A 24062-nucleotide genomic window follows, 5' to 3' on the forward strand; every position below is an offset into this window, starting at 1 on the left:
GCCGACGGCCGTCTCGACCGCGCGCCGTCGTACCACGCTGCCGGTGGCGCTGCGGCTGGAAGCCACCGGGCGGTCGGACGACGGACTGTGCGGATCAACGCGTGAACATCCGCCCCGGCACGGGCAGGATCGTTCATTCGCTCATTGGTGGGAGCGGCCTCCGCCGGGGGTTTGAAGTGGCGCGGAGGGCTCGGCCAGGGGCGGCGTATGGCGTCCGTGGCGGGGAAGCGATGCGGCGGCGGACGGGGGGCGGGGCGGTGTCGGGTGGGGTGTGGGGAGGTGCCGGGACGGATCGGGTGACCTCTGGGAGGATGGCAGGAGGAAATGCCGCAAAAGGTGATGAATGGGTGAGGTGCGGCGATGCGGATAGCGCTGGCGCAGACGGACTGCGTCCTGGGGGACGTCCCGGAGAACCTTGCCGTCGCCCGGGAGCAGATCGAGCAGGCCGCAGCTCAGGGTGCGGATCTGGTGGTGTTTCCCGAACTCAGCCTGCACGGCTATCACTTGGGCGCCCTGGAGCGTGACATGTCCGTCGAGGCGCGGGATCCGCGGCTGCTGGAGCTGAGCACGCTGGGCCCGGATGTCCAGGTCGGTTTTCACGAGCACACCAGCCTGCGGGCGTACAACACGTCGGCGCACTATGCGGGCGGGGCGCTGGTGCACGCGCACCGGAAGCTCTATCTGCCGAACTATCTCGCCTGGGAGGAGCGCAAGCATGTGAGCCCTGGGCAGTCGCTGCGGGCGTACGACCTGACGAAGTCGCCGAGCGGCGGGCGGGGCGCGACGCTGGTCTGCAACGACGCGTGGCAGCCGGTGCTGCCGTGGCTGGCGGTGCAGGACGGGGCGGAGGTGCTGTTCGTGCCGACGAACAGTGCGGCCAGCCTGGATCCGGAGGCGATGGACACCGGCCTGTACTGGGACACCCTGCTGTTCCATACGGCGAAGATGCTTCAGTGCTGGGTGGTCTTCGTCAACCGGGTCGGCAACGAGAACGGGGCGTCCTTCTGGGGCGGCTCGCGGGTGGTGGATCCCCGGGGGTCGGTGGTGGCGCAGGCGCCCAAGTGGGAGCCCGCGCTGGTCACCATCGACATCGATCTGTCCGAGGCACGCCGGCAGCGCCGCTCCGTGCCGTTGGTCGCCGAGGCCCGGCTGGGGCTGATCGACCGCGAGGTGCGGCGGCTGATCGAGGAGGGTGGGGACAGCTGAGCGCTGCCGCCTCCGGGCGGCCGTGTGCGGTCAGTGGCCGGTGGCCGACTCCGGGCGCGGGGTGGTGGCGGCCGGGGTGTGCGGCTCGTCGGTCTGCCGTTCTTCCTTGAGCGCCTTGGTCTCGGACTTGAGGATGCGCATCGAGCGGCCGAGGCCGCGGGCCATGTCGGGCAGCTTCTTCGAGCCGAAGAGCAGCACGAGTGCCGCGATGATCAAGATGAGGTGCCAGGGTTCGAAGGCGTTCCGGAGCATGTCGCGCTCGCTTTCGTCGGGGGTGCCTGCGGACGTTCTGCCCAGTATGACCGGAACGGTCCGGCCGTCCGGCCAAGGGGTCGCACCCCCCGGTCCGGACGGCCGGGCGGGGGCTACCAGCTGGGCTTGCGCACTCCCGGGAGGTGGCCGGCGTGGGCCTGCTCACGCACCCTGGCGCGGGAGAGGCCGAAGGCGCGGAGGTAGCCGCGGGGGCGGCCGTCGACGCTGCCGCGGTTGCGTACCCGGGTGGCGTCGGCGTCGCGCGGCCGGCGGGCCGGTTCGTGCCGGGCGGCCAGCCGCTCCTCGTCCGGGGTCTGCGGGTTGCGGATGACGGCCTTCAGCAGGGCGCGGCGGGCGGCGTAGCGGGCCACGGTCGCGCGCCGCTTCTCGTTCTTGGCGATCTTGCCCTGCTCGGCCATCAGATCTTTTCCCCTCGTGCGCGGATCCGGGCGACGGCCGCCTCGATCCCGATCGTGTCGATGGTCCTGATGCCCTTGGCGCTCAGCGTGAGCCGGATGTGCCGGCCCTCGCTCTCCAGCCAGTAGCGCTTGCGCTGGATGTTCGGGTCGAAGCGGCGTGCGGTGCGCCGGTGCGAATGGGAGACGGAGTTGCCGAAGCCGGGCTTGCGGCCGGTCAGCAGGCAGTGGGCGGACATGGTGATGCGGTCCCTTCGGTGGGGGCTCCCGATGAGAGCCTATTGAAAATGGAAATCATTTCCGTATGCTAACCACATGGCCCGCAACGAACTACGTCAGGTGGTGAGGCTCCGGTCCGCCGCCGGCTTCACCTACGTCACCCGCAAGAACCGCCGGAACGACCCCGACCGCCTCGTGCTGCGCAAGTACGACCCGGTCGCCCGCCGGCACGTCACCTTCCGAGAGGAGCGCTGAGCTTCATGAAGCCCGGAATCCACCCCGCGTACGGGCCCGTCGTCTTCCGTGACCGGGCCGCCGACTTCGCCTTCCTGACCTGTTCGACCGCCACCGGCGACCAGACGATCGAGTGGGAGGACGGGCGGACCTATCCGCTCATCGACGTCGAGATCTCGTCGGCGAGCCACCCCTTCTACACCGGCACCGCCCGGGTGCTGGACACCGCGGGGCGCGTCGAGCGCTTCGAGCGCCGCTACGGCAAGGGCGGAGCCCGCTGATGGAGCGGCGCGCTGTCGTCCTCGTCGGCGGCCTGCACGCGGACGCGCGGCGGGCCGCCGACGAGCGGCTGCTGCGCACCGTGCCGGGCGGCGTCGCCCTCCTCCGCCGCGATCTGGCGTCGGCGGCCGACGGCACCCTCGTGCGGACCGTCAGGGACGCGTCGGGCACGTTCGGCACCGGTGAGGCGCCGCCGGTCAACGACTGCGCGTGCTGCGCGCTGTGCGAGGACCTGGTGCCGACAGTGCGAACCTCGGACTGGCCGGGGTGACCACCGCGGTCAGTCCGGCGCCGCTGCTGCCCTACCTCGGGTGCGGCGACGATCTGGCCGACGCGGGTCTCGCCGCGGCCGCCTCCGACCGGCGCACCGCCGCCGACACCTGGGCGCGGCAGCTGGGGTGCTCGCCGGTGCTCGTGCTGGTGCCGGGGGAGGAGACGGCGGACGAGGCCGACCTGGCGCTGTTACGGCAGCTGCACCCGATGGCGCGCCAAGTGGCCGTCGATTCTCCGGAGTTGGCGGCCGCGGCGGTCGCCGGGTTCGGTGTCGAGGCGGCCGCTGACCGCCAGCACCCGGCGTGCGCCCTGCTGCCGCAGGAGGCCGACGAGGGCGGGGTGGCCACGCTCGTCCGGCAGCACACCAGGCCGTTCCACCCCGGGCGGCTCCATGCCGCGCGCTGGAGGACCTGACCTGCGCGGCGGCGCGCAGCCGTGGCCGCTTCTGGCCGGCCGACCGGCCCGACGCGCTGCTGTCCTGGGACGCGGCCGGCGGCGCGCTGTGCGTCGAGAACGCCGGGCCGTGGCCGGCCTCGCTGCCGGACGCCGCCTGGGAGCTGGTGCCGCCGGTGCGCCGGGCCGCCGCCGCGCTGGACCGGCATCCGGAGCGCGGCGGCCGCGGGCAGCACCTGCTCTTCACCTCGCCCGGCCCGGACCGGGAGGGGCCGGCCTCGCTGCCGGACTTCTGCCTGCTCGCCGACGCGGAGTTCGCGGGCGGCCCGTCGGTCCGGAAGAGCCTGCCGCCCGCCTTCGACGCGCTGCTCGATCCCGTTCCGTAGCCGCGGGTTCCGCCCGTCCGCCGCGCCCCATATCCCATATCCCGTACCCCGTAAGGAAGTTCCCCGCCATGGCCCGTCGGTCCGACCCGCGCCGGACGTCCGCCCCCCCGCCCCGGTCCGCTCGACGCGGCGGGCGTCACCTGCATCGATGACAAGGAGGCCGATCTGCTGCGGAAGTTCCTCTCCGGCCGCGGGAAGATCCGGAGCCGCCGGGTGACCCGGGTCACCGCGCAGCAGCAGCGGCGGCTGGCGCGGGCGATCAAGAACGCCCGGGAGATGGCGCTGCTGCCGTACGCGTCGCGGTGAGGGAACCCGCGGGGCGTGGCGTACGTCTCTCCACCGGCTCGCCCCCGCGCCGTGCCGCCGCGCCCCGCGCCGCCGCGTCGTGCGCCGGACAGCAGGGGCGGTTACCGGCCGAATGTGCGTGCAGGTGTACGGCAGGGCAGGCGCTCGACGTGCAGTAACGGCGTCGGCACCCCCTGTCGTGCACTTGCATATGCGCATGCATCTGCATGTGAACGCAGCTATGATCCCGGGCAGTTGAACACCAGTCATCACCCGGGAGACTCCTGTGCCCCACGCATACAACGGCATGGCCGCAACGGATCTCCGTGCGGCGGCCTGGCAGAAGAGCCGGCACAGCAACTCCCAGGGCTCCTGCGTGGAGTTCGCCAAGCTTCCGGGCGGGGAGATAGCGGTACGCAACTCCCGGTTCCCGGACGGGCCCGCGCTCATCTACACGCCGGCCGAGGTCGAGGCGATGCTGCTCGGCGTCAAGGACGGGGAGTTCGACCACCTGGTGCGCGACTGAGCCCGCCGCGACTTGCGGGGGGGGGCGGACCTGCGGGCCGCCGTGCCCGTACGGGGAGCGGCCGGGCTACGGCAGCCGGAAGAGCGCCCACACGATCTTGCCGTGCGGGGCACCGGACAGCGGGTGCCAGCCCCAGCTGTCGCTGAACGAGTCGACGAGGTGCAGTCCGCGCCCGGACTCCGCGCCGGAGTCGGCCTCGCCCGCGACCGGCGAATCGTCGCTGGGATCGCGCACCGCGCACACCAGCCGCGAGGACCAGCGCATCAGATGGAGCCGGGCCGGCGGCGGGGTGTCGGAGAGCGCGGGGGCGGCGAGCAGCGCGTGCCGCAGGGCGTTGGTGACCAGTTCGGACACCACCAGGCCGACTCCGTCGAAGAGGTCGTCCAGGTCCCAGCCCCGGAGCGTCTCGCGGGTGAACTTCCGTGCACCGCTTACCGATTCGTAGTGTGGCGGGAGGATGCAGGAGGCGGATCCGGAGGCTGCCCAGGGATCGACGGGAGGAAAGCCCTGCCACAACGGCTCGAGCATGGTCAAAACCTTGGTCCCCATGCGAGGCACTCCTGGCGTTCGCGGACGTCATGACCCTGGCCGGTCAGCCGGATCTGGCGGATCTTTCACGAGCGTGCATGCGTGCGACGCCCATGGTTCCGAATGCGTACGTCAGATGCAAGGGCAGATGCACGTGCACGTGCCGCGATTGCGGGGGAGCGTTCCGGTTCGCGGGCAATTCTTCTTGGCTTCTTCTTGTGGAGAGCTAGGACGGGCCTCACATATCAGTAACCGTATGAGCACTCAACGACGTGGGAACGTGGCAGACTGCGGCGCACTATTGAGCGGGTGGGGGCCACGGGAGGGTCGGAGAGGTGTCCGCAAGTGAGTCGAGCGGGTCGGTGGTGCGGCGCATCCTGCTGGGATCGCAGCTACGCCGGCTACGGGAGTCGCGCGGGATAACCCGTGAAGCGGCGGGTTATTCGATCCGCGCATCCGAATCGAAGATCAGCCGCATGGAGTTGGGCCGGGTCAGCTTCAAGTCGAGGGATGTGGAAGACCTCCTCGCGCTGTACGGCGTCGGCGACGAGAAGGAACGCGAGGCGCTCCAGTCCCTCGCGCGCGAGGCCAATGTCGCGGGCTGGTGGCACAGTTACTCCGACGTGCTGCCCGGATGGTTCCAGACGTACGTCGGCCTGGAAGGCGCCGCATCCGCGCTCCGTACCTATGAAGTCCAGTTCATCCACGGCCTGTTGCAGACCGAGGAGTACGCCGACGCCGTCGTCAGACGCGGGATGCCGGACGCGCCGGCGGCGGAGGTGGAGCGCCGGGTCGCGCTACGGCTCGAACGGCAGAAGTTGCTGCTGGCCGAGCGGCCCGCGCAGTTCGACTGCGTGCTCGACGAGGCCGCCCTGCGCCGTCCGTACGGCGAAAGACAGGTGATGCGGGACCAGTTGAGACATTTGATAGCGGTATCGGAGCGGCCGAACGTGCGCCTCCAGATCATGCCCTTCGGTATCGGCGGGCATGCCGGTGAGAGCGGGGCTTTCACCATGCTCGGCTTCCAGGAGTCGGGCCTGCCGGACATCGTCTACCTGGAGCAGCTGACCAGCGCCCTGTATGTGGACAAGCCCGAGGAAGTGGCGCTGTACGCCCGGGTGATGGCCCGCTTGCAGGAAGAGGGCCCGAATCCGGCCGAGTCCCGGGACCTCCTCCGTGGTCTACTCCAATTGATGTGACGCGTGGGTAGGATGACAAACCATCAGGAGTCAGCACCCCCCAATGCGGCGCCCTGAGCGCCCTGTTCTCCAGATCGGGTTCGTATGTCCTTCTTCGACGACGTGGCATTTCAGTTCATCGACGGCGAGTGGCGCTCGGGTAGCGGCTCTTGGGACATCGTCGATTTCAACCCCTACAACGGGGAAAAGCTGGCCTCCATCCCGGTCGCCACGGCCGAGGAGATCGACCAGGCGTACCGTGCGGCCGAACGTGCGCAGCGCGAATGGGCCGAGGTCAATCCGTACACCCGGCGGCTGGTTTTCGAGCGGGCGCTGAAAATCGTCGATGCGCGTGAGGCTGAGCTGTCCGACGCGATAGCCGCGGAGGTCGGCGGCACCCACGCCAAGGTGGGCTTCGAACTGCACCTGGTCAGGGAATTCCTGCGGGAGGCCATGCAGCTGGCGCTGCGCGCCGAGGGCCGCATCCTGCCGTCGCCCATCGACGGCAAGGAGAACCGCCTCTACCGGCTGCCGGTCGGGGTCGTCGGGGTGATCAGCCCGTTCAACTTCCCGCTGCTGCTGTCGATGAAGTCGGTGGCTCCGGCCATCGCGCTGGGCAACGCCGTGGTGCTCAAGCCGCACCAGAACACCCCGATCTGCGGCGGCGGTCTGGTCGCGAAGATCTTCGAGGAGGCCGGGCTGCCGGCCGGTGTGCTCAACGTCGTGGTCACCGACATCGCCGAGATCGGTGACGCGCTGATCGAGCATCCGGTGCCCAGGGTGATCTCCTTCACCGGCTCGGAGAAGGTCGGCCGGCACGTCGCGACGGTCGCCGCCGCGCACTTCAAGCACGCGGTCCTGGAGCTGGGCGGGAACAGCGCGCTGGTCGTCCTCGACGACGCGGACCTCGACTACGCGGTGGACGCGGCGGTCTTCAGCCGGTTCGTCCACCAGGGCCAGGTCTGTATGGCGGCCAACCGTGTGCTGGTGGACCGGGCGGTGGAGCGGGAGTTCACCGAGAAGTTCGTGGCGAAGGTCGCGTCCCTGAAGGTGGGCGACCCGGTGGATCCGCAGACCCACATCGGGCCGCTGATCAACGAGGGGCAGGCCGAGGCGGTCTCCGCGATGGTCGGCAGGGCCGTCGCCGAGGGTGCCACCGCGCTCGTCCACGGTGAGACCCGCGGCACGCTCGTCGCGCCGAGCGTGCTCGGTGACGTGCCGCAGGACTCGTGGATCCTCGGGCAGGAGATCTTCGGCCCGGTGGTGCTGCTGGTGCCGTTCGACGGTGACGAGGAAGCGGTGCGGCTCACCAACGCGACGCCGTACGGGCTCAGCGGCGCGGTGCACACCGCGGACATCGAGCGCGGGGTGCGGTTCGCCAAGCGGATCGAGACCGGCATGATCCACATCAACGACGGCACGGTGCACGACGAGCCGATCGTGCCGTTCGGCGGCGAGAAGAGCTCCGGCGTGGGCCGGCTCAACGGCGACGCGGTGGTGGAGGCGTTCACCACCACCAAGTGGATCTCCATCCAGCACGGCAGGTCACGCTTCCCGTTCTGAGGTCACTCCCGGCCGGGTGTCCCCCGTCTCCAGGCGGCGGCCCGTACCGGGGTTTCCGTGCGACACCGGAGCCATGCGGACAGCGGCTGTCCGCATGGCTCCGTAGCGTGCGGGGGGTCGGAAGGCGGGCGGCGGACGGCCGCGCCGCACCGGGACTTCACGAAAGGCGGCTGTCATGCCGACTCACGTTCCTGCCGAGGCCCATGGTGACGAGCGGGGCGCGCTCCTGGCCTTCCTGGAGGCGCAGCGCGGCGGGCTGCGGCGCGCGGCGCTCGGGCTGAGCGAGGAGGGCGCGCGGCGGCAGCCGACCGCGGGGGAGCTGTCGCTGGGCGGGCTGCTCAAGCACGTCGCGGAGACCGAGCAGACCTGGGTGGAGACGGCCCGGGAGGTGCCGCACTCCCTCGTCAGGACCCAGGAGACCTGGCCGCTGAGCTTCCGGCTGGCGGAGGGCGAGACGGTCGCCGGAGTCCTGGCGTTCTGGGACGAGGTCGCCCGCAGGACCGAGGGGTTCATCCGGTCCGTGCCGAGCCTGAACGACACCTTCCCGCTGCCGGAGGCGCCGTGGTACCCGCCGCGGGCCACGCAGTCGATGCGCTGGCTCGTGCTGCACCTGATCGAGGAGACGGCCCGGCACGCGGGGCACGCCGACATCATCCGCGAGTCCCTGGACGGCAAGACGGCCTTCGCCCTGGTGGACGAGGAGCGGGCGGCGCAGCAGGGGGCGTAACGGGTGGCCGCCGCCCGCGCCCGGTGGGCGTCTAGGCTGGCCGCACCGGGTGCGGAGGCTCGCCCGGTGCGGCCAGGGGCGGAGGGACGATGTCGGCGATCCGGCTGCTGGTGCTGGGCGCGGTGCGGCAGCACGGGCGGGCGCACGGCTATCAGGTGCGCAACGACCTGGAGTTCTGGGGCGCCCACGAGTGGTCCAACGCCAAGCCAGGGTCGATCTATCACGCGCTCAAGCAGATGGCGAAGCAGGGCCTGTTGCAGGCGCATGACCTCGCGCCGAGCACGGTCGGCGGCCCGCCGCGCACGGAGTACGAGCTGACCGCGGCGGGCGGGACGGAGTTCTTCACGCTGCTGCGGGCCGCACTGTCGCAGCCCGACCGGAAGACCGACGAACTGAGCGCCGGCATCGGCTTCGTCGTCGACCTGCCGCGCGCCGAGGCGGTGGCGCTGCTCAGGGAGCGGGTGCGGGCGCTGGCGGAGTGGCGGGCCACGGTCACCGGGTACTACACGCCCGATGACGGCCCCGAAGCGCTCGGCCACATCGGCGAGATCATGAACATGTGGGTGCACGCGGCGGACAGCGGCGCCGCGTGGACGCGCGGCCTGATCGAGCGGATCGAGGCCGGTGCGTACGTGTTCGCCGGCGAGGGCGAGCCGTTCGTCGGGGTGCTTCCTGACGGCGCCGCCAATCCGTACGCGGCCGGGGAGCACGGCCGGCCTGGCGGCGCGGGGAGGGACGCCGAGGGGGACGACGGGCCGGGCGGGGGCTGAGCGGGACGTGGCGATGTGCCCCGGAGCCGCACCGGTCAGTGGTGGAACGCCGTCGCCACCGACTCCGGACGGTCCAACGGGCCTTCCTGGCGCCGTAGTTCGGGCAGCAGCTGGGTCAGGTCGGCGAGGAAGAGGTCGGCGAGGTCGAGCGAGAAGCCGTTGCGGCAGACCACCCGGAGCACGGACAGGTCCTCGCGGTGCGGCGGGAAGGTGTACGCGGGCACCAGCCAGCCGCGTTCCTTCATCCGCCGGGACACGTCGAAGACGTCGAAGGCGGTGACGTCGTCGGCGGTGGTGAAGGCGAAGACCGGCAGCTGGTCGCCGTGGGTGAGCAGGCGGAAGTCGCCGAGCGCGCCGATGCGTTCGGCCAGCGAGCGGGCCACGTCGCGGGTGGCCTGCTGGACGGCGCGGAAGCCGTCCCGGCCGAGCCGCAGGAACGTGTAGTACTGAGCGGCGACCTGCGCGCCGGGCCGGGAGAAGTTCAGGGCGAAGGTCGGCATGTCGCCGCCCAGGTAGTTGACGCGGAAGACCAGCTCTTCGGGCAGGGCGCCGGCGTCCCGCCACAGCGCCCAGCCGACGCCCGGGTAGACCAGGCCGTACTTGTGGCCCGACGTGTTGATGGAGGCGACCCGCGGCAGCCGGAAGTCCCAGGTCAGCTCGGGGTCGAGGAACGGCGCGACCATGGCGCCCGACGCGCCGTCCACGTGCACCGGAATGTCCCACCCGGTGCGCTCCTGGAGGCCGTCGAGCGCCGCGCACACCTCGGCCACCGGCTCGTACGACCCGTCGAAGGTCGAGCCGAGGATCGTCACCACGCCGATGGTGTTCTCGTCGCACAGTGCCGCGGCCGACTCGGCATCGAGGTGGAAGCGGTCGCCCTCCATGGGGACTTGGCGCGCCTGGACCTCCCAGAAGTTGCAGAACTTCTCCCAGCAGACCTGGACGTTGGCGCCCATCACGAGGTTGGGCCGGGCGCTGCCGGGATAGCGGTCCTTGTTGCGCAGCGCCCAGCGCCGTTTGAAGGCCATCCCGGCGAGCATGCACGCCTCGCTCGATCCGGTCGTCGAGCAGCCGACGGTGGCCGACGGGTCGGGCGCGTGCCAGAGGTCGGCGAGCATCGCCACGCAGCGCTTCTCCAGCTCGGCGGTGCGCGGGTACTCGTCCTTGTCGATCATGTTCTTGTCCCGGCACTCGTCCATCAGGACCCCGGCCTGCGGCTCCATCCAGGTGGTGACGAAGGTCGCCAGGTTGAGCCGGGAATTGCCGTCCAGCATCAGCTCGTCGTGCACGAACTGGTAGGCGGTGTGCGGGGAGATGGGGCCTTCGGGCAGGGTGTGCCGGGGCGGCGAGCTGCTCATGCCGGCGACCGGGTCGGCCTCGCCGTAGAACGGGTTGACCGGGCGCCCGGCCCGGTCGCGGTCACTGCCGGGCGTGCCTTTGTGGAGAGTCATCTGCTGCGGCTACCCGTCAATCCGTCGCGGAAAGGCCGGACTTGAGGGCCCGGGTGAACTTCACCACCCGCCGGGCCTGGATCGCGGCCGCGGCGCGGGCATCGTCGTCGAGCGGGGTGTCGGGGCCGCCGACGTGCGAGGTGCCGTACGGATTGCCGTCGGTGAACTTCGCCGGATCGGTGTAGCCGGGGGCGATGAGGATGCCGCCGAAGTGGTGGACGGTCTGGTAGAGCGCGAGCAGGGTGGATTCCTGGCCGCCGTGCCGGGTCGCGGTCGCGGTGAAGCCGCTGTAGACCTTGTCGGCCAGCCTGCCCTGCTGCCAGAGGCCGCCCAGCGTGTCGATGTACTGCTTGAGCTGGGACGTCACGTTGCCGAACCGGGTCGGGCTGCCGAAGATCACCGCGTCCGCCCAGAGCATGTCCTCGGGGACGGCCTCCAGGATGTCGGCGGTGGCGGCGGCGTTGGCCGCCCAGGCCGGGTTGGAGTCGATGGCGGCCTGCGGCGCCAGCTCGGTGGCCCTGCGCAGCCGTACGTCGGCCCCTGCGTGCTCGGCGGCGTCCGCGATGAGCTGGGCGAGCTGGGCGACGGTACCGGTCGACGAGTAGTAGATGACCGCCACGTTCACGGCGGGACCGTCGTGTCCTTCAGGGGCGTCGGGCGGGGACATGGCGCACCTCCTGAGCCGAACATAGGGGCGCAGGAGGTGCGGTGGCCTGCGGTGTACGGCCAAAGGGCGCAGGCCCCGGGTCAGCCCGCGCCGGCCATCGACAGCTTCGCCGCGAAGCCCAGGAACGCCGCGCCGGCGCCCGCCGACAGGCCGGCCGTCAGCTTCCGGCGGCGCCGGAAGGTCGCCGCCAGGTACGTCCCGCTGAAGATCAGGATCGACAGGTACGTGAAGCTGAACAGCTGCGCCCAGGCGCCCAGCGTCAGGAACGACAGGACCGGGTGCGCGTAGGACGGGTCGACGAATTGCACGAAGAAAGAGATGAAGAACAAGATCGCCTTCGGGTTGAGCAGGCTGACCACCAGCGCCCTGCGGTACGGCCGCTCGACGGCCGCCTTCGGCCCGTCGCTCTCTTCGCGGCGCGCCTCACGGCCGCGCCACAGCGCCACCGCGCCGCGCAGCATCCCGAACGCCAGCCAGGTCAGATAGCCCGCGCCCGCGAACTTGACGACCGTGAAGAGCACCGGGCTGGCCTGGAGCAGCGAGGCCACGCCGCCCGCCGACAGCGTCATCAGCACCGTGTCGCCGCAGAGCACTCCGGCCGCCGCGCGGTACGCGACGCGCGGGCCGCGCCTGGCCGCCACCGAGACGACGTACAGCGAGTTCGGGCCCGGCAGCAGAATGATCAGCGCGAGTCCCGCCAGATACGTGGAAAGGTCCGTTATCCCCAGCATGGGACGAAGGATCGCACCCCCGGGCCCTTTCCCCGCACGCCTTTTCAGGATGCGGACTTGCACCTCACGCGGCGGGAGGAGGGAACGTGGCACACGTACCGGGAAGGGAGCGGAAATGAGCTACTCGGTGGGACGGACCGCGGGCGTCGCCGGGGTCACGGTGCGCACCCTGCACCACTACGACGAGATCGGCCTGCTGGTGCCCGGCGCGCGTAATCACGCAGGTCACCGGCGGTACACCGATACCGATCTGGACCGGCTCCAGCAGATCCTGTTCTACCGGCAGCTCGGCTTTCCGCTCGACGAGGTCGCGGTACTCCTGGACGACCCGGACGCCGACCCGCAAGAACACCTGCGGCGTCAGCACCGGCTGCTCGGCGAGCGGATCGGCCGGCTCCAGGAGATGGCCGCGGCCGTCGAAAAGGCGATGGAGGCACGACGGATGAACGTACGGCTCACACCGGAGGAGAAGTTCGAGGTCTTCGGCGACTTCGATCCCGACGTGTACGAGGACGAGGTCCACGAGCGCTGGGGGCAGACGGACGCGTACCGCGAGTCCCAGCGCAGGACGGCCGCGTACACCAAGGACGACTGGAAGCGGCTGACGGCCGAAATGGACGCCGTCCACGCGCGGCTGGCCGCGCTGCTCGACGCGGGGGTGCCCGCCGCATCCGACGAGGCGACGGCGGTCGCCGAGGAACACCGGCAGTTCATCTGCGGTGCGTACTACGACTGCACCTACGAGATCCACACCGGGCTCGGCAGGATGTACGTCGACGATGAGCGATTTACGGCCACTTACGAGGCGATCCGACCGGGCCTGGCCGTCTACCTGCGCGACGCCATCCTGGCCAACGCGGAGCGGCGGGCGTGAACTGCGGCACAGGCACAGCCGCCGCAGGGCGGTGAGGCGGACGGGCCGGGGAGCGCGCCCCCGGCCCGTCCGCGCGGGCGGCCCGTGCCGCTCCGGTCAGCTCTGCGGCGCGAGGACCACCGCGGTGCCGTAGGCGCACACCTCGGTGCCGACGTCGGCCGCTTCGGTGACGTCGAAGCGGAACATCAGCACCGCGTTCGCGCCGCGCGAGCGGGCCTGCTCGACCAGGCGCTCCATGGCCTGGTTACGGGTCTCGACCAGGGTCTTGGTCAGGCCCTTCAGCTCGCCGCCGATCATCGACTTCAGCCCGGCGCCGATCTGGCTGCCCAGATGACGGGAGCGGACGGTCAGCCCGAAGACCTCGCCGATGACCTGCTGCACGGTGAATCCGGGGACGTCGTTCGTCGTCACCACCAGGACGTCGGACTGGGGTTGCTGTCCGCCGCCGTACTCCTCGATGCCCATGTGTGCACCTCCTTGGCGATCAGCATCGCGTGGCAGGGCCCGGTGAGCCAGTCCGCCGGGGGAGGCCGCGGGGGTGCGGCCGTCCCGGGGCCGGACGGAACCACGGGGTGTCATCCGGCGTTGATAGCTTTGGGCCGCACACCGCGCCCGTATCCCCGTCGCTTCCCCGTCGCACCGCGCGATCCGGCGCCCTCGACCCAGGAGCCTGCACCCCGTGAACACTCTCGCGCTCGGCCCCCAGTGGCTGGACCCGGATTACCTGATCGCCACGTACGGCCTGATCGGCGTCCTGGTCATCGTCTTCGCGGAGTCCGGCCTGCTGATCGGCTTCTTCCTGCCGGGTGACTCCCTGCTGTTCACCACCGGCCTGCTGGTGACCACGAACAAGATCGACCTGCCGCTGTGGGCGGTGTGCGCGCTGGTCGTGCTGGCCGCGGTGCTCGGTGACCAGGCGGGCTATCTCTTCGGGCGCAAGGTCGGCCCCTCGCTGTTCAAGCGGCCCGACTCCCGGCTCTTCAAGCAGGAGAACGTCGAGAAGGCGCACGACTTCTTCGAGAAGTACGGCCCCAAGTCGCTGATCCTGGCCCGCTTCGTACCGATCGTGCGGACGTTCACGCCGATCATCGCCGGTGTGAGCCGGATGAACTACCGCTCGTTCCTCATCTTCAACGTCATCGGCGGCACCCTGTGGGGCGCGGGTGTCACGCTGCTCGGCGCCGCGCTGGGCAACATCGCGTTCGTGCACAAGAACATCGAGGCCATGCTGGTCCTGATCGTGCTGATCTCGGTGGTGCCGATCGCCGTCGAGTTCCTCCGGGCCCGCGGCAAGGCCAAGAAGGCGGCCGCCGCCGAGGTCCCCGGCCAGGCCGCCGCCCTCCAGCCGAACGGCGGCGACGGCCGCCGCGGACGGCACGCCAAGCGCTGACACCCGTACGGGCGCCGCGCCGCCCCGCGTCCTGCGGCGGCGGGCGCACCAGGGGCGCGCAGCCGTGGCCGGCCCCGCCGCCGGAGCGCGGCCCGCACCTCTGCGGCACGCCGGCGCACCCCCGAACCACCCCCGCCGGCCCGTAGGGCGGCCGGGAAACACCCCCCGGCCCGCGCGCACCGGCACGCCATCAGGCATCGTGTCCTTGACGGTCGCATGAGGCGTACGAGGAGCGAAGAGACGTGGCGTCGGACCCACAGCGCGGCCAGCGCGGCACCAACGGCACACCGCACTCCCACAACGGCTCGAAGAGCGGGCGGAACGGCAACGGCGGCACCGCGTCGGGCAACGGCCCGGAGCCGTCCGACGAGGACCGGAGGCCGTCGGCTGACGAGGCGCGCAGCGCCTTCACGCCGCCGATGGGCGTGCCGTACCCGCCGCTGCCCGAGGACGAAAGCAGCACCACATCCGAGTTCGCGCTGCCCGAGGGGCTGCGCCCGGAGGTGTCCGCGGAGCAGGAGGGCTCGGCGTTCGCGCCGCCCGGTGGCACCACCACGGGCCAGACGCCGCTGCCAGGTGGCGGATTTCCGGCCTTCACGCCGCCGCACGGTATCCCCGTCATCAGCCTCACCAAGGAGGCGCCCTGGCAGGACCGGATGCGCACCATGCTGCGGATGCCGGTCCACGAGCGCCCGGTCCCCGAGCGCGCCGAGCGGACCGACGAGACCGGTCCCGCGGTCCCGCGCGTGCTCGACCTGACGCTCCGTATCGGCGAGATCCTGCTGGCCGGCGGCGAGGGCGCCGAGGACGTCGAGGCCGCGATGTTCGGCGTCGCGCACGCCTACGGCCTGGAACGCGTCGAGCCGACCGTCACCTTCACACTGCTGTCCATCTCGTACCAGCCCTCGCTGGTCGACGACCCGGTCACGGCCAGCAGGACGGTGCGGCGCCGCGGCGTCGACTACACCCGGCTGTCCGCGGTCTTCCGGCTCGTCGACGACATCACGTCCGAGGGCATCACCCTCGAAGAGGCGTACCGCGGGCTCGCCGAGATCCGCCGTAACCGCCACCCGTTCCCCAGCTGGGCGCTGACCCTGGCCTCCGGGCTGCTGTCCGGCGCCGCCTCCATGCTGGTCGGCGGCGGGCTGCTGGTGTTCGTCGCGGCCGCGGTCGGCTCGATGCTCGGCGACCGGCTGGCGTGGCTGGCGTCCGGGCGCGGGCTGCCCGAGTTCTACCAGTTCGTGGTGGCCGCGATGCCGCCCGCCATGATGGGCGTGGGGTTCGGCCTCGCGCACGCCAACGTGCAGGCGTCCGCCGTGATCACCGGTGGGCTGTTCGCGCTGATCCCGGGACGGGCGCTGGTCGCCGGCGTCCAGGACGGCCTGACCGGCTACTACATCACCGCGTCCGCCCGTCTCCTGGAGGTCGGCTACCTCATCGTCGGCATCGTCGTCGGCGTGCTCAGCGTGCTCTACATCGGGCTCCAGGTGGATCCGGGCCTTGAGCGCCTCAACCCCGAGCAGGCGTTGCACGTCTACAACGCGCCGCTGGTGCAGATCGTCGCGTCCATGATGCTGGCGCTCGCGTTCTGTGTGCTGCTTCAGCAGGAACGTCACACCGTGGCGTTCGCGACGCTGAACGGCGGGGTGGCGTGGGTCGTCTACGGCGCGCTCGCCAACGTCGCCAAACTCAACGCGGTGCCCGCCACCGCCATCGCCGCGGGACTGGTCGGCCTCTTCGGGCAGCTGCTCTCCCGCTACCGCTACGCCTCCGCGCTGCCCTACGTCACCGCGGCCATCGGCCCGCTGCTGCCCGGTAGCGCCACGTACTTCGGGCTGCTCAACTTCGCCCAGGGCAACCTTCTCGACGGCATCTCGTCACTGATCAAGGCGGTCTCGCTGGCGCTGGCCATCGCCGTCGGCGTGAACCTCGGAAGCGAGGTCGCCCGGCTGTTTCTCCGCGCCCCCGGCATCGAGACCGCAGCCGGCGGCCGCCGCGCCGCCAAGCGCACCAGGGGCTTCTGACCCGGGGCCCGATGGCCTTCCGACGGCCCCGCCGTACGCGAACGGCGCCGGGTCCGGGGAACGGCGAAGGACCCCGGGACGGCCACCGTCAGTGGGCGCCGCCCTGCGCCTCCAGGCGCTTGTAGGACGCCTCGATCTCGGCCTCGGCCTCGGTGCGGCCGACCCAGTTCGCGCCCTCGACGGACTTGCCGGGCTCCAGGTCCTTGTAGACCTCGAAGAAGTGCTGGATCTCCAGGCGGTCGAACTCCGAGACGTGGTGGATGTCCCGCAGGTGCTCCACGCGCGGGTCGGACGCGGGCACGCACAGCAGCTTGTCGTCGCCGCCCGCCTCGTCCGTCATCCGGAACATGCCGATGGCGCGGCACTTGATGAGGCAACCGGGGAAGGTCGGCTCGTCCAGGATGACCAGCGCGTCCAGCGGGTCGCCGTCCTCGCCCAGGGTGTTCTCGACAAAGCCGTAGTCGGCCGGGTAGCTGGTCGAGGTGAAGAGTCGACGGTCCAGGCGGATCCGACCGGTCTCGTGGTCCACCTCGTACTTGTTCCGCGAACCCTTCGGGATCTCGATGGTGACGTCGAACTCCACGGGTGGCTCCTCCATGATCAACACATAGGTCTGGTGATTAAGTGTCCCCCACGCAGGTGTGTGGTGGCGAAAGGGGCTGGTCCGAGGTGCCGGAGACCGGATCGTGGCAGGTCAGATGGCAATCGGCGCAACGGTCGGCGAAGTCCGCCGCGCGCACCGCGTCGCGCACCGCACGGGCGGCCGGGCGTGACGTACAGCAGGCGTGGCGGTCCGCGCCGCTGCGTACGCGGCAGACCTGGCGGCTGACCACGGTGTCCGCCGTCGCAGGTCTGGCGGTCGCGACCGCCGCGGTGGCGACGGCCGGGCCGTGGGACTCGGGTCAGCGTACGGCCGAGCGGGCACGCGCAGGGGCGGCGGCCGGTACAGGTGGCGAGCATCACTCCGGCGCCCCCGGCCCGGGTGCGGGCCCGGGGCCCGGCACCCCGCAGGTCCTGCCCGCGGCCGGCGCCTTCGACCGGGCCGCATCAGGACGCGGCGCGGCGCCCGCGCCCACCGGAGCCGGGCTCGCCCACGCGCTCACCCCGCTGCTCAAGAGCCGGGCGCTGGGCCCGCTGCGCACCGCGTCCGTCCTCGATGTCGCCTCCGGGCGCGAGATCTTCAGCGCCAAGCCGGGCGCCGCGTCGACCCCCGCGTCCACCGTCAAGCTCGCCACCGCCGTTGCCGCGCTGTCCACGCTCGGGCCCGACCACCGCATCGCGACCACCGTCGTGGCGGGCTCCGGCAAGAGCGAGAAGGGCGAGAAGGGTGAGAAGGGCAAGGGTGCCGGGGGGGACCGGATCGTGCTCGTCGGCGGCGGCGACCCGACGCTCACCGCCCGCCCGCCCAAGGGCGACGCCGACCAGCGCCCCGCCAACCTGCACACCCTCGCCGACGACACCGCCCGCACGCTCAAGAAGCGCGGCACCACCGAGGTTGCCCTCGGCTACGACACCTCGCTCTACTCCGGGCCCCCCGAGCACCCCATCGGCCCCAACGAGAACATCGCCCCGGTCAGCGCCCTGATGGCCGACGAGGGACGGCTCGACGACAGCGACCACGGCACCGCGCCGCGGGACGCCGACCCGGCCGCCGCCGCGGCCCGCGCGTTCGCCGGCCTGCTCCGGGCCCGCGGCATCGACGTCCAGGGCGACCCGGCCGCGGCCCACGCCCCCAAGGAGGCCGACCGGATCGCCGCGGTCCGCTCCCTGCCGCTGTCCGACCTCGTCGAGCGGATGCTGACCTACAGCGACAACGACATCGCCGAAGGACTGGCCCGGCAGACCGCCGTCGGCGCGGGCGAGCCGGTGAGCTTCGCCGGCGCCGCCACCGCCGTACGCAAGGCGCTCGCCGCCCGGCAACTGCCGCTGGCCGGCGCGAAGTTCGCGGACGGCAGCGGCCTCGACCGTGACGACAAGGTCACCGCGGGACTGCTCTCCCACCTCCTCCTGCGCGCCGCCGCACCCGACCACCCCGAGCTGCGCCCGATCGTCACCGGCCTGCCCGTTGCCGCTTTCACCGGCACCCTCAGCGACCGCTACGGCCACACCGCCGGCGCCGGTGCGGTACGGGCCAAGACCGGCACCCTCACCGGCGTGAACACCCTGGCCGGCACCGTCGTCGACGCCGACGGACGGCTGCTCGTCTTCGCCTTCATGACCAGCGGCACCACCGACGCCCAGGGCGCCCAGAAGGCGCTGGACACCCTCGCGTCGGCGGTCGCCAACTGCGGCTGCCGCTGAATCCGGACGGCGCGGCAGGCGCCCGCCCGCACTGCAAAACCCCGGTCGGCTATGCCCGAGCCAACGGCCCACGTACCGTGAACGCATGACGAGCATCGGTGGTGTCGAGATGGTCGACTGGAATCTCGCGGTGGCGACCGCGACCCGGTTCGTGCGGCCCGGTCCAGAGGTGAGCCGGGACGAGGCGCGGGCGATCGTCGCCGAGCTGCGCAGGCACGCCAAGTCCTCCGAGGAACACGTCCGCGCCTTCACCCGGATGGCGCAGCCGGGCCCCGAGGGCGAGGCGCCGCACGACACCCCGGTCCTGGTCGTCGACCGGCCCGGCTGGATCAAGGCCAACGTCGCCGGGTTCCGGGCGGTGCTCAAGCCGCTGCTGGACAAGATGGAGGACCGCCGCTCCAACGTCCCCGGGGGCGCCGTGCTCGGTGCCGTCGGCGGCAAGGTGACCGGCGTCGAGCTGGGCATGCTGCTGTCGTTCCTGTCCTCCCGCGTGCTGGGCCAGTACGAGACGTTCGCCCCCGCGTCCCGCGAACTGCCCGCCGCGGCCCAGGGCGGCAGGCTGCTGCTCGTCGCGCCGAACATCGTGCACGTCGAACGGGAACTGGAGGTCGACCCGCACGACTTCCGCCTGTGGGTGTGCCTCCACGAAGAGACCCACCGCACCCAGTTCACCGCCGTCCCCTGGCTGCGCGATCACATCGAGGGCGAGATCCAGTCCTTCCTCGCGGAGACCGACATCGATCCCGGCACCCTCCTGGAGCGGCTGCGCGAGGCCGCCCAGTCGCTGTCCGGCGCCCGGCCCGAGGGCGAGGAGGGCGAGGACGGCGGCCGCTCGCTCGTCGACCTCGTGCAGACGCCCGTCCAGCGCGAGATCCTCGGCCGGCTGACCGCCGTGATGTCGCTCCTGGAGGGCCACGCCGACTTCGTCATGGACGGCGTGGGGCCCGACGTGGTGCCCTCGGTCGCGGAGATCCGCGAGAAGTTCCAGAAGCGCAGGGCCAGCGGCGCCGGGCGGCTCGACCTGGCCCTGCGCAAGCTCCTGGGCCTGGATGCCAAGCTGCGGCAGTACCGCGACGGCGAGCGGTTCGTACGCGCCGTCGTCGACGACATCGGCATGGACGGCTTCAACCGCGTCTGGACCTCGCCGAACACCCTCCCCACCAAGCAGGAGATCGCCGCGCCCGCCGACTGGGTCGCCCGCGTACGGGGTCAGGGCGCTTCTGGGGGCGGGGCACGGTAAGGCAGCTGGGAGCCGCGGGCACGTCGCACGGCAGATGAACGCCCTCTCAATCACCCTTCTGAGGGACCGTGACCGGTGGATAGGCGTGCAATGCTCGGGGAACTGCTCACCTCTGTCACCATCTAGGCACTCTGTGTGACGAATTGCTCGTCGCGCACCGAGGCTCCCCAGCTGAACGATTGGAAACGGACATGGGTCCCCATCCAGCGGTCGCCGCGATACGCCTGGCGGTCCGCCGCGTACTCCACGACGTGTTGAACCAGCACTGCACGCAGGGCACGGCCGAGCCCCCGCTCGTGCTCGTCGCCTGCTCCGGCGGCGCCGACTCCACGGCGCTCGCCTCCGCCCTCGCCTTCGAAGCGCCCAAGCTGGGCGTCCGGGCGGGCGGCGTGACCATCGACCACGGCCTCCAGGCGGGGTCCGACGTGCGCGCGGCCGAGGTCGTGCTGCGGCTGCGGGGCCTGCGGCTCGACCCGGTCGAGTCGGTGGCCGTCTCCGTCGGCAAGGAAGGCGGCCCGGAAGCCGCCGCCCGTGACGCCCGCTATGCCGCACTCGACGCGACCGCCGACCGCCTCGGCGCCGCCGCCGTCCTCCTCGGCCACACCCGCGACGACCAGGCGGAGACCGTACTGCTCGGCCTCGCCCGCGGCTCCGGCACCCGCTCGCTCTCCGGCATGGCCGCCACCACCGGCCGGCACGGTCGCTACCGCCGGCCCTTCCTGGAGCTGGACCGCCAGACCGCCCGCAAGGCGTGCCTGATCCAGTCGCTGCCGGTCTGGGACGACCCGCACAACGCCGACCCCTCCTACACCCGCTCCCGGCTGCGCCACGAAGGGCTGCCCGCGCTCGAAAAGGCGCTCGGCAAGGGCGTCGTGGAGGCCCTGGCCCGTACCGCGCAGCTCTCCCGTGACGACGCCGACGCCCTGGACTCCTGGGCGGCCGACGCGGAGCGCACGGTCCTCGTCGGCGGCGGCGTTCTGGACGTCGCCGGGCTGTTCGCGCTGCCCGCCGCGGTACGCCGCCGAGTGCTGCGCAGGGCCGCCATCGCGGCGGGTTCGCCCGCCGGTTCGCTCTTCGCCCGCCACATCGAGGAAGTGGACCGGCTGATCACGGCCTGGCGTGGTCAGGGCGCCATCAACCTCCCCGGGCGCGTCGGTGTTCGACGGCAGGGTGGCAGACTGGTCATTCGGCAGGGCTGAGCCGCAGGACTGCCCCGCTTCATGAGTCTCACGACTGACATGAACACCGAACCGAGCGAGAGTGGCACGGGTGGACGACAAGGACATGGGCTCCGACCTTCAGTCGGTACTCATCAGCAAAGAAGAGATCGACGCCAAGCTGGCCGAGCTGGCCGCGAAGATCGACGCGGAGTACGCGGGCAAGGACCTGCTCATCGTCGGAGTCCTCAAGGGCGCCGTGATGGTGATGGCGGACCTGGCGCGCGCGCTGTCCACCCCGGTCACCATGGACTGGATGGCCGTTTCCTCGTACGGCGCGGGCACCCAGTCCTCCGGTGTGGTCCGCATCCTCAAGGACCTCGACACCGACATCAAGGGCAAGCACGTCCTGATCGTCGAGGACATCATCGACTCCGGCCTGACGCTGTCGTGGCTGCTGTCCAACCTCGGCTCGCGCGAGCCGGCCTCGCTGGAGGTCTGCACGCTGCTGCGCAAGCCGGAGGCGGCCAAGGTCGCCCTCGACGTGAAGTGGGTCGGCTTCGACATTCCCAATGAGTTCGTCGTCGGCTACGGCCTGGACTTCGCGGAGAAGTACCGGAACCTGCCGTTCGTCGGCACCCTCGCGCCGCACGTGTACGGCGGCTGAGGAACGCAATCCCACTCGCCGGTCACCATCGGCCGGCGAGGGCCCGGAGCAGCTGCTGTGCCGCGGCGGGAACCCCTCGGGGCCTCCCGCCGTTGAAGCAGGGAGAACGGAATCCGAGGCTTCATTGTTAACCGTGGGCGGCGGCGTCGGGTGACAATGCTGGGGTACCGTCCGAAGGCACTCATTTTTCGGGCCAGTAATACACCGTACGCACGACCAGCCCTCCACGGGGCTGTTGTGCCTCACTGTGGCAGGAGGGACGGGGCCGTGTCGGCTCCGTATGGATGGACGTGAAGCGATACTTCCGTGGGCCGGTCATGTGGATCGTGCTGGCCGTCCTCGCCGTGGTCGTGTTGATGCAGGTCGTCGGCTCGTCCGGCGGCTACAAGACGGTGGACACCGGTCAGGTCGTCAAGGCGATCACTGACAACCAGGTGAAATCCGCCGAGCTGACGACCGGCGACGAGAACAAGATCAAGGTCGAGCTGTCGGGCGACCACAAGATTCAAGGCTCCAACAAGCTCCAGGCGAGCTACATCGGCGACCAAGGCGTCGATGTGGCCAAGAACCTGCAGGCCAAGTACCAGACCGGCGAGATCAAGGACGGTTACACCGTCTCCCCGTCGAAGCAGAACCCGTTCGTCGGTGTGCTGCTGTCGCTGCTCCCCTTCGTCCTCATCGTTGTCGTCTTCCTGTTCCTGATGAATCAGATGCAGGGCGGCGGCTCCCGGGTGATGAACTTCGGGAAGTCGAAGGCGAAGCTGATCACCAAGGACACGCCCAAGACGACGTTCTCGGACGTCGCGGGGTCGGACGAGGCGGTCGAGGAGCTCCACGAGATCAAGGAGTTCCTCCAGGAGCCGGCGAAGTTCCAGGCCGTCGGCGCCAAGATCCCGAAGGGCGTGCTGCTGTACGGCCCGCCCGGAACGGGCAAGACGCTGCTGGCGCGCGCCGTCGCGGGCGAGGCCGGCGTGCCGTTCTACTCGATCTCCGGCTCCGACTTCGTCGAGATGTTCGTCGGTGTCGGTGCCTCCCGGGTGCGCGACCTCTTCGAGCAGGCCAAGGCGAACGCCCCGGCGATCGTCTTCGTCGACGAGATCGACGCCGTCGGCCGGCACCGCGGTGCGGGTCTCGGCGGTGGCCACGACGAGCGCGAGCAGACGCTCAACCAGCTGCTCGTCGAGATGGACGGCTTCGACGTGAAGGGCGGCGTGATCCTCATCGCCGCCACGAACCGCCCGGACATCCTCGACCCGGCGCTGCTGCGCCCCGGCCGTTTCGACCGGCAGATCGCCGTCGACCGTCCGGACATGCAGGGCCGGCTGGAAATCCTCAAGGTGCACCAGAAGGGCAAGCCGGTCGCCTCGGACGTCGACCTCACGGCCGTCGCCAAGCGCACCCCCGGCTTCACCGGTGCCGACCTGTCCAACGTCCTCAACGAAGCCGCTCTGCTGACGGCCCGTAGTGACGCGAAGCTGATCAACAATCACTTCCTGGACGAGGCGATCGACCGCGTCGTGGCCGGCCCGCAGAAGCGGACCCGGATCATGTCGGACAAGGAAAAGAAGATCACCGCGTACCACGAGGGCGGACATGCCCTGGTCGCGGCGGCCTCCCCGAACTCCGACCCGGTCCACAAGATCACGATCCTGTCCCGCGGCCGGGCCCTGGGCTACACCATGGTCCTGCCCGACGAGGACAAGTACTCCACCACCCGCAACGAAATGCTCGACCAGCTGGCATACATGCTGGGCGGGCGCGCGGCGGAGGAGCTGGTCTTCCACGACCCGACCACGGGTGCGGCGAACGACATCGAGAAGGCCACCGCCACGGCCCGCGCGATGGTCACGCAGTACGGCATGACCGAGCGGCTCGGTGCCATCAAGTTCGGCACCGACAACTCCGAGCCCTTCCTGGGCCGCGAGATGGGTCATCAGCGTGACTACTCCGAAGAGGTCGCCGCGCTGGTCGACGAGGAAGTCAAGAAGCTCATCGAGACCGCGCACAACGAGGCGTGGGAGATCCTGGTCGAGAACCGTGACGTGCTCGACAACCTCGTCCTGACGCTCCTGGAGAAGGAGACGCTGGGCAAGGAGGAGATCGCCGAGGTCTTCAAGCACATCGTGAAGCGCCCGGCCCGCCCGGCGTGGACCGGCTCCTCGCGGCGTACGCCGTCGACCCGCCCGCCGGTGCTGTCCCCCCGGGAGCTGTCACCGGCCAACGGCACGGTGCAGCCGACCGCCACGGTCTCCACGGAGAAGGCGGAAGCTCCGGAGGAAAACCGACCGGAGAGCTGATCGCCAGGGCCCGACAGGACCCGGAATG

At 71.1% G+C, this 24062-nt stretch carries 26 protein-coding genes and 1 pseudogene; 18 read left to right on the forward strand and 9 right to left on the reverse strand.

Going from position 1 to position 24062, the window contains the following annotated elements:
- Positions 1–360: 360 nt before the first annotated feature.
- Positions 361–1206: a nitrilase-related carbon-nitrogen hydrolase gene (locus LIU39_RS28230; RefSeq protein ID WP_227049743.1), complete on the forward strand. Its 846-nt coding sequence runs from the start codon at positions 361–363 to the stop codon at positions 1204–1206.
- Between the two features lie 30 nt (positions 1207–1236).
- Here the strand turns inward: LIU39_RS28230 and tatA are convergent, their stop codons facing one another.
- From tatA to rpmB, 3 genes are all read right to left on the reverse strand, one after another.
- The gene (gene tatA / locus LIU39_RS28235; protein ID WP_227049744.1) at positions 1237–1458 is read right to left on the reverse strand and encodes a Sec-independent protein translocase subunit TatA; all 222 of its coding nucleotides are present in this window, start codon (positions 1456–1458) and stop codon (positions 1237–1239) included.
- A 113-nt stretch (positions 1459–1571) separates the two neighbouring features.
- Positions 1572–1877: a 30S ribosomal protein S14 gene (gene rpsN / locus LIU39_RS28240; protein WP_227049745.1), complete on the reverse strand. Its 306-nt coding sequence runs from the start codon at positions 1875–1877 to the stop codon at positions 1572–1574.
- Positions 1877–2113: a 50S ribosomal protein L28 gene (rpmB, locus tag LIU39_RS28245; protein ID WP_227049746.1), complete on the reverse strand. Its 237-nt coding sequence runs from the start codon at positions 2111–2113 to the stop codon at positions 1877–1879. The genes rpsN and rpmB overlap by 1 nt, the downstream gene beginning before the upstream one ends.
- 76 nt (positions 2114–2189) lie before the next feature.
- Here rpmB and rpmG point away from each other — a divergent pair, with 76 nt between their 5' ends.
- The 5 genes and pseudogenes from rpmG to LIU39_RS28270 all read left to right on the forward strand — a co-directional run bounded on the left by rpmG (position 2190) and on the right by LIU39_RS28270 (position 4469).
- Complete coding sequence (rpmG, locus tag LIU39_RS28250) at positions 2190–2348, forward strand: 50S ribosomal protein L33 (protein ID WP_227049747.1); 159 nt, start codon at positions 2190–2192, stop codon at positions 2346–2348.
- Between the two features lie 5 nt (positions 2349–2353).
- Positions 2354–2608 (forward strand): type B 50S ribosomal protein L31, encoded by a 255-nt coding sequence (locus tag LIU39_RS28255; protein ID WP_227049748.1) that lies wholly within the window; start codon positions 2354–2356, stop codon positions 2606–2608.
- Positions 2608–3658, forward strand: a pseudogene (locus LIU39_RS28260) (GTP-binding protein). The gene LIU39_RS28255 and the pseudogene LIU39_RS28260 overlap by 1 nt, the downstream one beginning before the upstream one ends.
- A gap of 144 nt (positions 3659–3802) precedes the next feature.
- Positions 3803–3964: a 30S ribosomal protein S18 gene (gene rpsR, locus LIU39_RS28265; protein ID WP_372464074.1), complete on the forward strand. Its 162-nt coding sequence runs from the start codon at positions 3803–3805 to the stop codon at positions 3962–3964.
- A 265-nt stretch (positions 3965–4229) separates the two neighbouring features.
- Positions 4230–4469, forward strand: a complete 240-nt coding sequence (locus LIU39_RS28270) for a DUF397 domain-containing protein (protein WP_227049749.1) — start codon at positions 4230–4232, stop codon at positions 4467–4469.
- A 66-nt stretch (positions 4470–4535) separates the two neighbouring features.
- On the opposite strand, the gene LIU39_RS28275 is transcribed toward LIU39_RS28270, so the two are convergent.
- A complete protein-coding gene (locus LIU39_RS28275; protein WP_227049750.1) occupies positions 4536–5018 on the reverse strand; it encodes an ATP-binding protein in 483 nt (160 codons plus the stop codon).
- Between the two features lie 314 nt (positions 5019–5332).
- Here LIU39_RS28275 and LIU39_RS28280 point away from each other — a divergent pair, with 314 nt between their 5' ends.
- The 4 genes from LIU39_RS28280 to LIU39_RS28295 all read left to right on the forward strand — a co-directional run bounded on the left by LIU39_RS28280 (position 5333) and on the right by LIU39_RS28295 (position 9235).
- Entirely contained in the window at positions 5333–6196 is an 864-nt protein-coding gene (locus LIU39_RS28280; RefSeq protein WP_227049751.1) for a Sco1979 family transcriptional regulator, read from the forward strand.
- 84 nt (positions 6197–6280) lie between these two features.
- Positions 6281–7738 carry an aldehyde dehydrogenase family protein gene (locus LIU39_RS28285; protein WP_227049752.1) on the forward strand — a complete coding sequence of 486 codons (1458 nt, stop codon included), beginning with the start codon at positions 6281–6283 and terminating at the stop codon, positions 7736–7738.
- Between the two features lie 175 nt (positions 7739–7913).
- A complete protein-coding gene (locus LIU39_RS28290) occupies positions 7914–8465 on the forward strand; it encodes a DinB family protein (RefSeq protein WP_227049753.1) in 552 nt (183 codons plus the stop codon).
- 89 nt (positions 8466–8554) lie between these two features.
- The gene (locus LIU39_RS28295) at positions 8555–9235 is read left to right on the forward strand and encodes a PadR family transcriptional regulator (RefSeq protein WP_227049754.1); all 681 of its coding nucleotides are present in this window, start codon (positions 8555–8557) and stop codon (positions 9233–9235) included.
- Between the two features lie 35 nt (positions 9236–9270).
- On the opposite strand, the gene gad is transcribed toward LIU39_RS28295, so the two are convergent.
- From gad to leuE, 3 genes are all read right to left on the reverse strand, one after another.
- Entirely contained in the window at positions 9271–10686 is a 1416-nt protein-coding gene (gad, locus tag LIU39_RS28300; protein ID WP_227049755.1) for a glutamate decarboxylase, read from the reverse strand.
- A gap of 16 nt (positions 10687–10702) precedes the next feature.
- Positions 10703–11353 carry an NAD(P)H:quinone oxidoreductase gene (gene wrbA, locus LIU39_RS28305; protein WP_227049756.1) on the reverse strand — a complete coding sequence of 217 codons (651 nt, stop codon included), beginning with the start codon at positions 11351–11353 and terminating at the stop codon, positions 10703–10705.
- An 80-nt stretch (positions 11354–11433) separates the two neighbouring features.
- Positions 11434–12084 (reverse strand): leucine efflux protein LeuE, encoded by a 651-nt coding sequence (gene leuE / locus LIU39_RS28310; protein ID WP_227049757.1) that lies wholly within the window; start codon positions 12082–12084, stop codon positions 11434–11436.
- Positions 12085–12199: 115 nt separating this feature from the next.
- Between leuE and LIU39_RS28315 the strand changes: the two genes are divergently transcribed.
- Entirely contained in the window at positions 12200–12958 is a 759-nt protein-coding gene (locus LIU39_RS28315) for a MerR family transcriptional regulator (protein WP_227049758.1), read from the forward strand.
- 96 nt (positions 12959–13054) lie between these two features.
- On the opposite strand, the gene LIU39_RS28320 is transcribed toward LIU39_RS28315, so the two are convergent.
- A complete protein-coding gene (locus LIU39_RS28320) occupies positions 13055–13423 on the reverse strand; it encodes a YbjQ family protein (protein ID WP_227049759.1) in 369 nt (122 codons plus the stop codon).
- A 214-nt stretch (positions 13424–13637) separates the two neighbouring features.
- Between LIU39_RS28320 and LIU39_RS28325 the strand changes: the two genes are divergently transcribed.
- Both LIU39_RS28325 and LIU39_RS28330 read left to right on the forward strand, forming a co-directional pair.
- A complete protein-coding gene (locus LIU39_RS28325; protein ID WP_227049760.1) occupies positions 13638–14348 on the forward strand; it encodes a DedA family protein in 711 nt (236 codons plus the stop codon).
- Positions 14349–14590: 242 nt separating this feature from the next.
- The gene (locus tag LIU39_RS28330) at positions 14591–16372 is read left to right on the forward strand and encodes a threonine/serine exporter family protein (RefSeq protein WP_227049761.1); all 1782 of its coding nucleotides are present in this window, start codon (positions 14591–14593) and stop codon (positions 16370–16372) included.
- Between the two features lie 88 nt (positions 16373–16460).
- Here the strand turns inward: LIU39_RS28330 and LIU39_RS28335 are convergent, their stop codons facing one another.
- Positions 16461–16955 carry an inorganic diphosphatase gene (locus LIU39_RS28335; RefSeq protein WP_108151010.1) on the reverse strand — a complete coding sequence of 165 codons (495 nt, stop codon included), beginning with the start codon at positions 16953–16955 and terminating at the stop codon, positions 16461–16463.
- Positions 16956–17041: 86 nt separating this feature from the next.
- Here LIU39_RS28335 and dacB point away from each other — a divergent pair, with 86 nt between their 5' ends.
- From dacB to ftsH, 5 genes are all read left to right on the forward strand, one after another.
- Positions 17042–18673, forward strand: a complete 1632-nt coding sequence (gene dacB, locus LIU39_RS28340; RefSeq protein ID WP_227049762.1) for a D-alanyl-D-alanine carboxypeptidase/D-alanyl-D-alanine endopeptidase — start codon at positions 17042–17044, stop codon at positions 18671–18673.
- 85 nt (positions 18674–18758) lie between these two features.
- Positions 18759–19913, forward strand: coding sequence for an Rv3626c family coenzyme F420 biosynthesis-associated protein (locus tag LIU39_RS28345; protein ID WP_227049763.1), 1155 nt, complete (start codon positions 18759–18761; stop codon positions 19911–19913).
- Between the two features lie 191 nt (positions 19914–20104).
- A complete protein-coding gene (gene tilS, locus LIU39_RS28350) occupies positions 20105–21112 on the forward strand; it encodes a tRNA lysidine(34) synthetase TilS (protein WP_227049764.1) in 1008 nt (335 codons plus the stop codon).
- 85 nt (positions 21113–21197) lie between these two features.
- Positions 21198–21737 (forward strand): hypoxanthine phosphoribosyltransferase, encoded by a 540-nt coding sequence (hpt, locus tag LIU39_RS28355; RefSeq protein WP_227049790.1) that lies wholly within the window; start codon positions 21198–21200, stop codon positions 21735–21737.
- Between the two features lie 284 nt (positions 21738–22021).
- Positions 22022–24034 (forward strand): ATP-dependent zinc metalloprotease FtsH, encoded by a 2013-nt coding sequence (gene ftsH / locus LIU39_RS28360; protein WP_227049765.1) that lies wholly within the window; start codon positions 22022–22024, stop codon positions 24032–24034.
- The last annotated feature ends 28 nt before the right edge of the window (positions 24035–24062 follow it).

Source organism: Streptomyces pinistramenti, from assembly GCF_020564935.1.
Lineage (GTDB): Bacteria > Actinomycetota > Actinomycetes > Streptomycetales > Streptomycetaceae > Streptomyces > Streptomyces pinistramenti.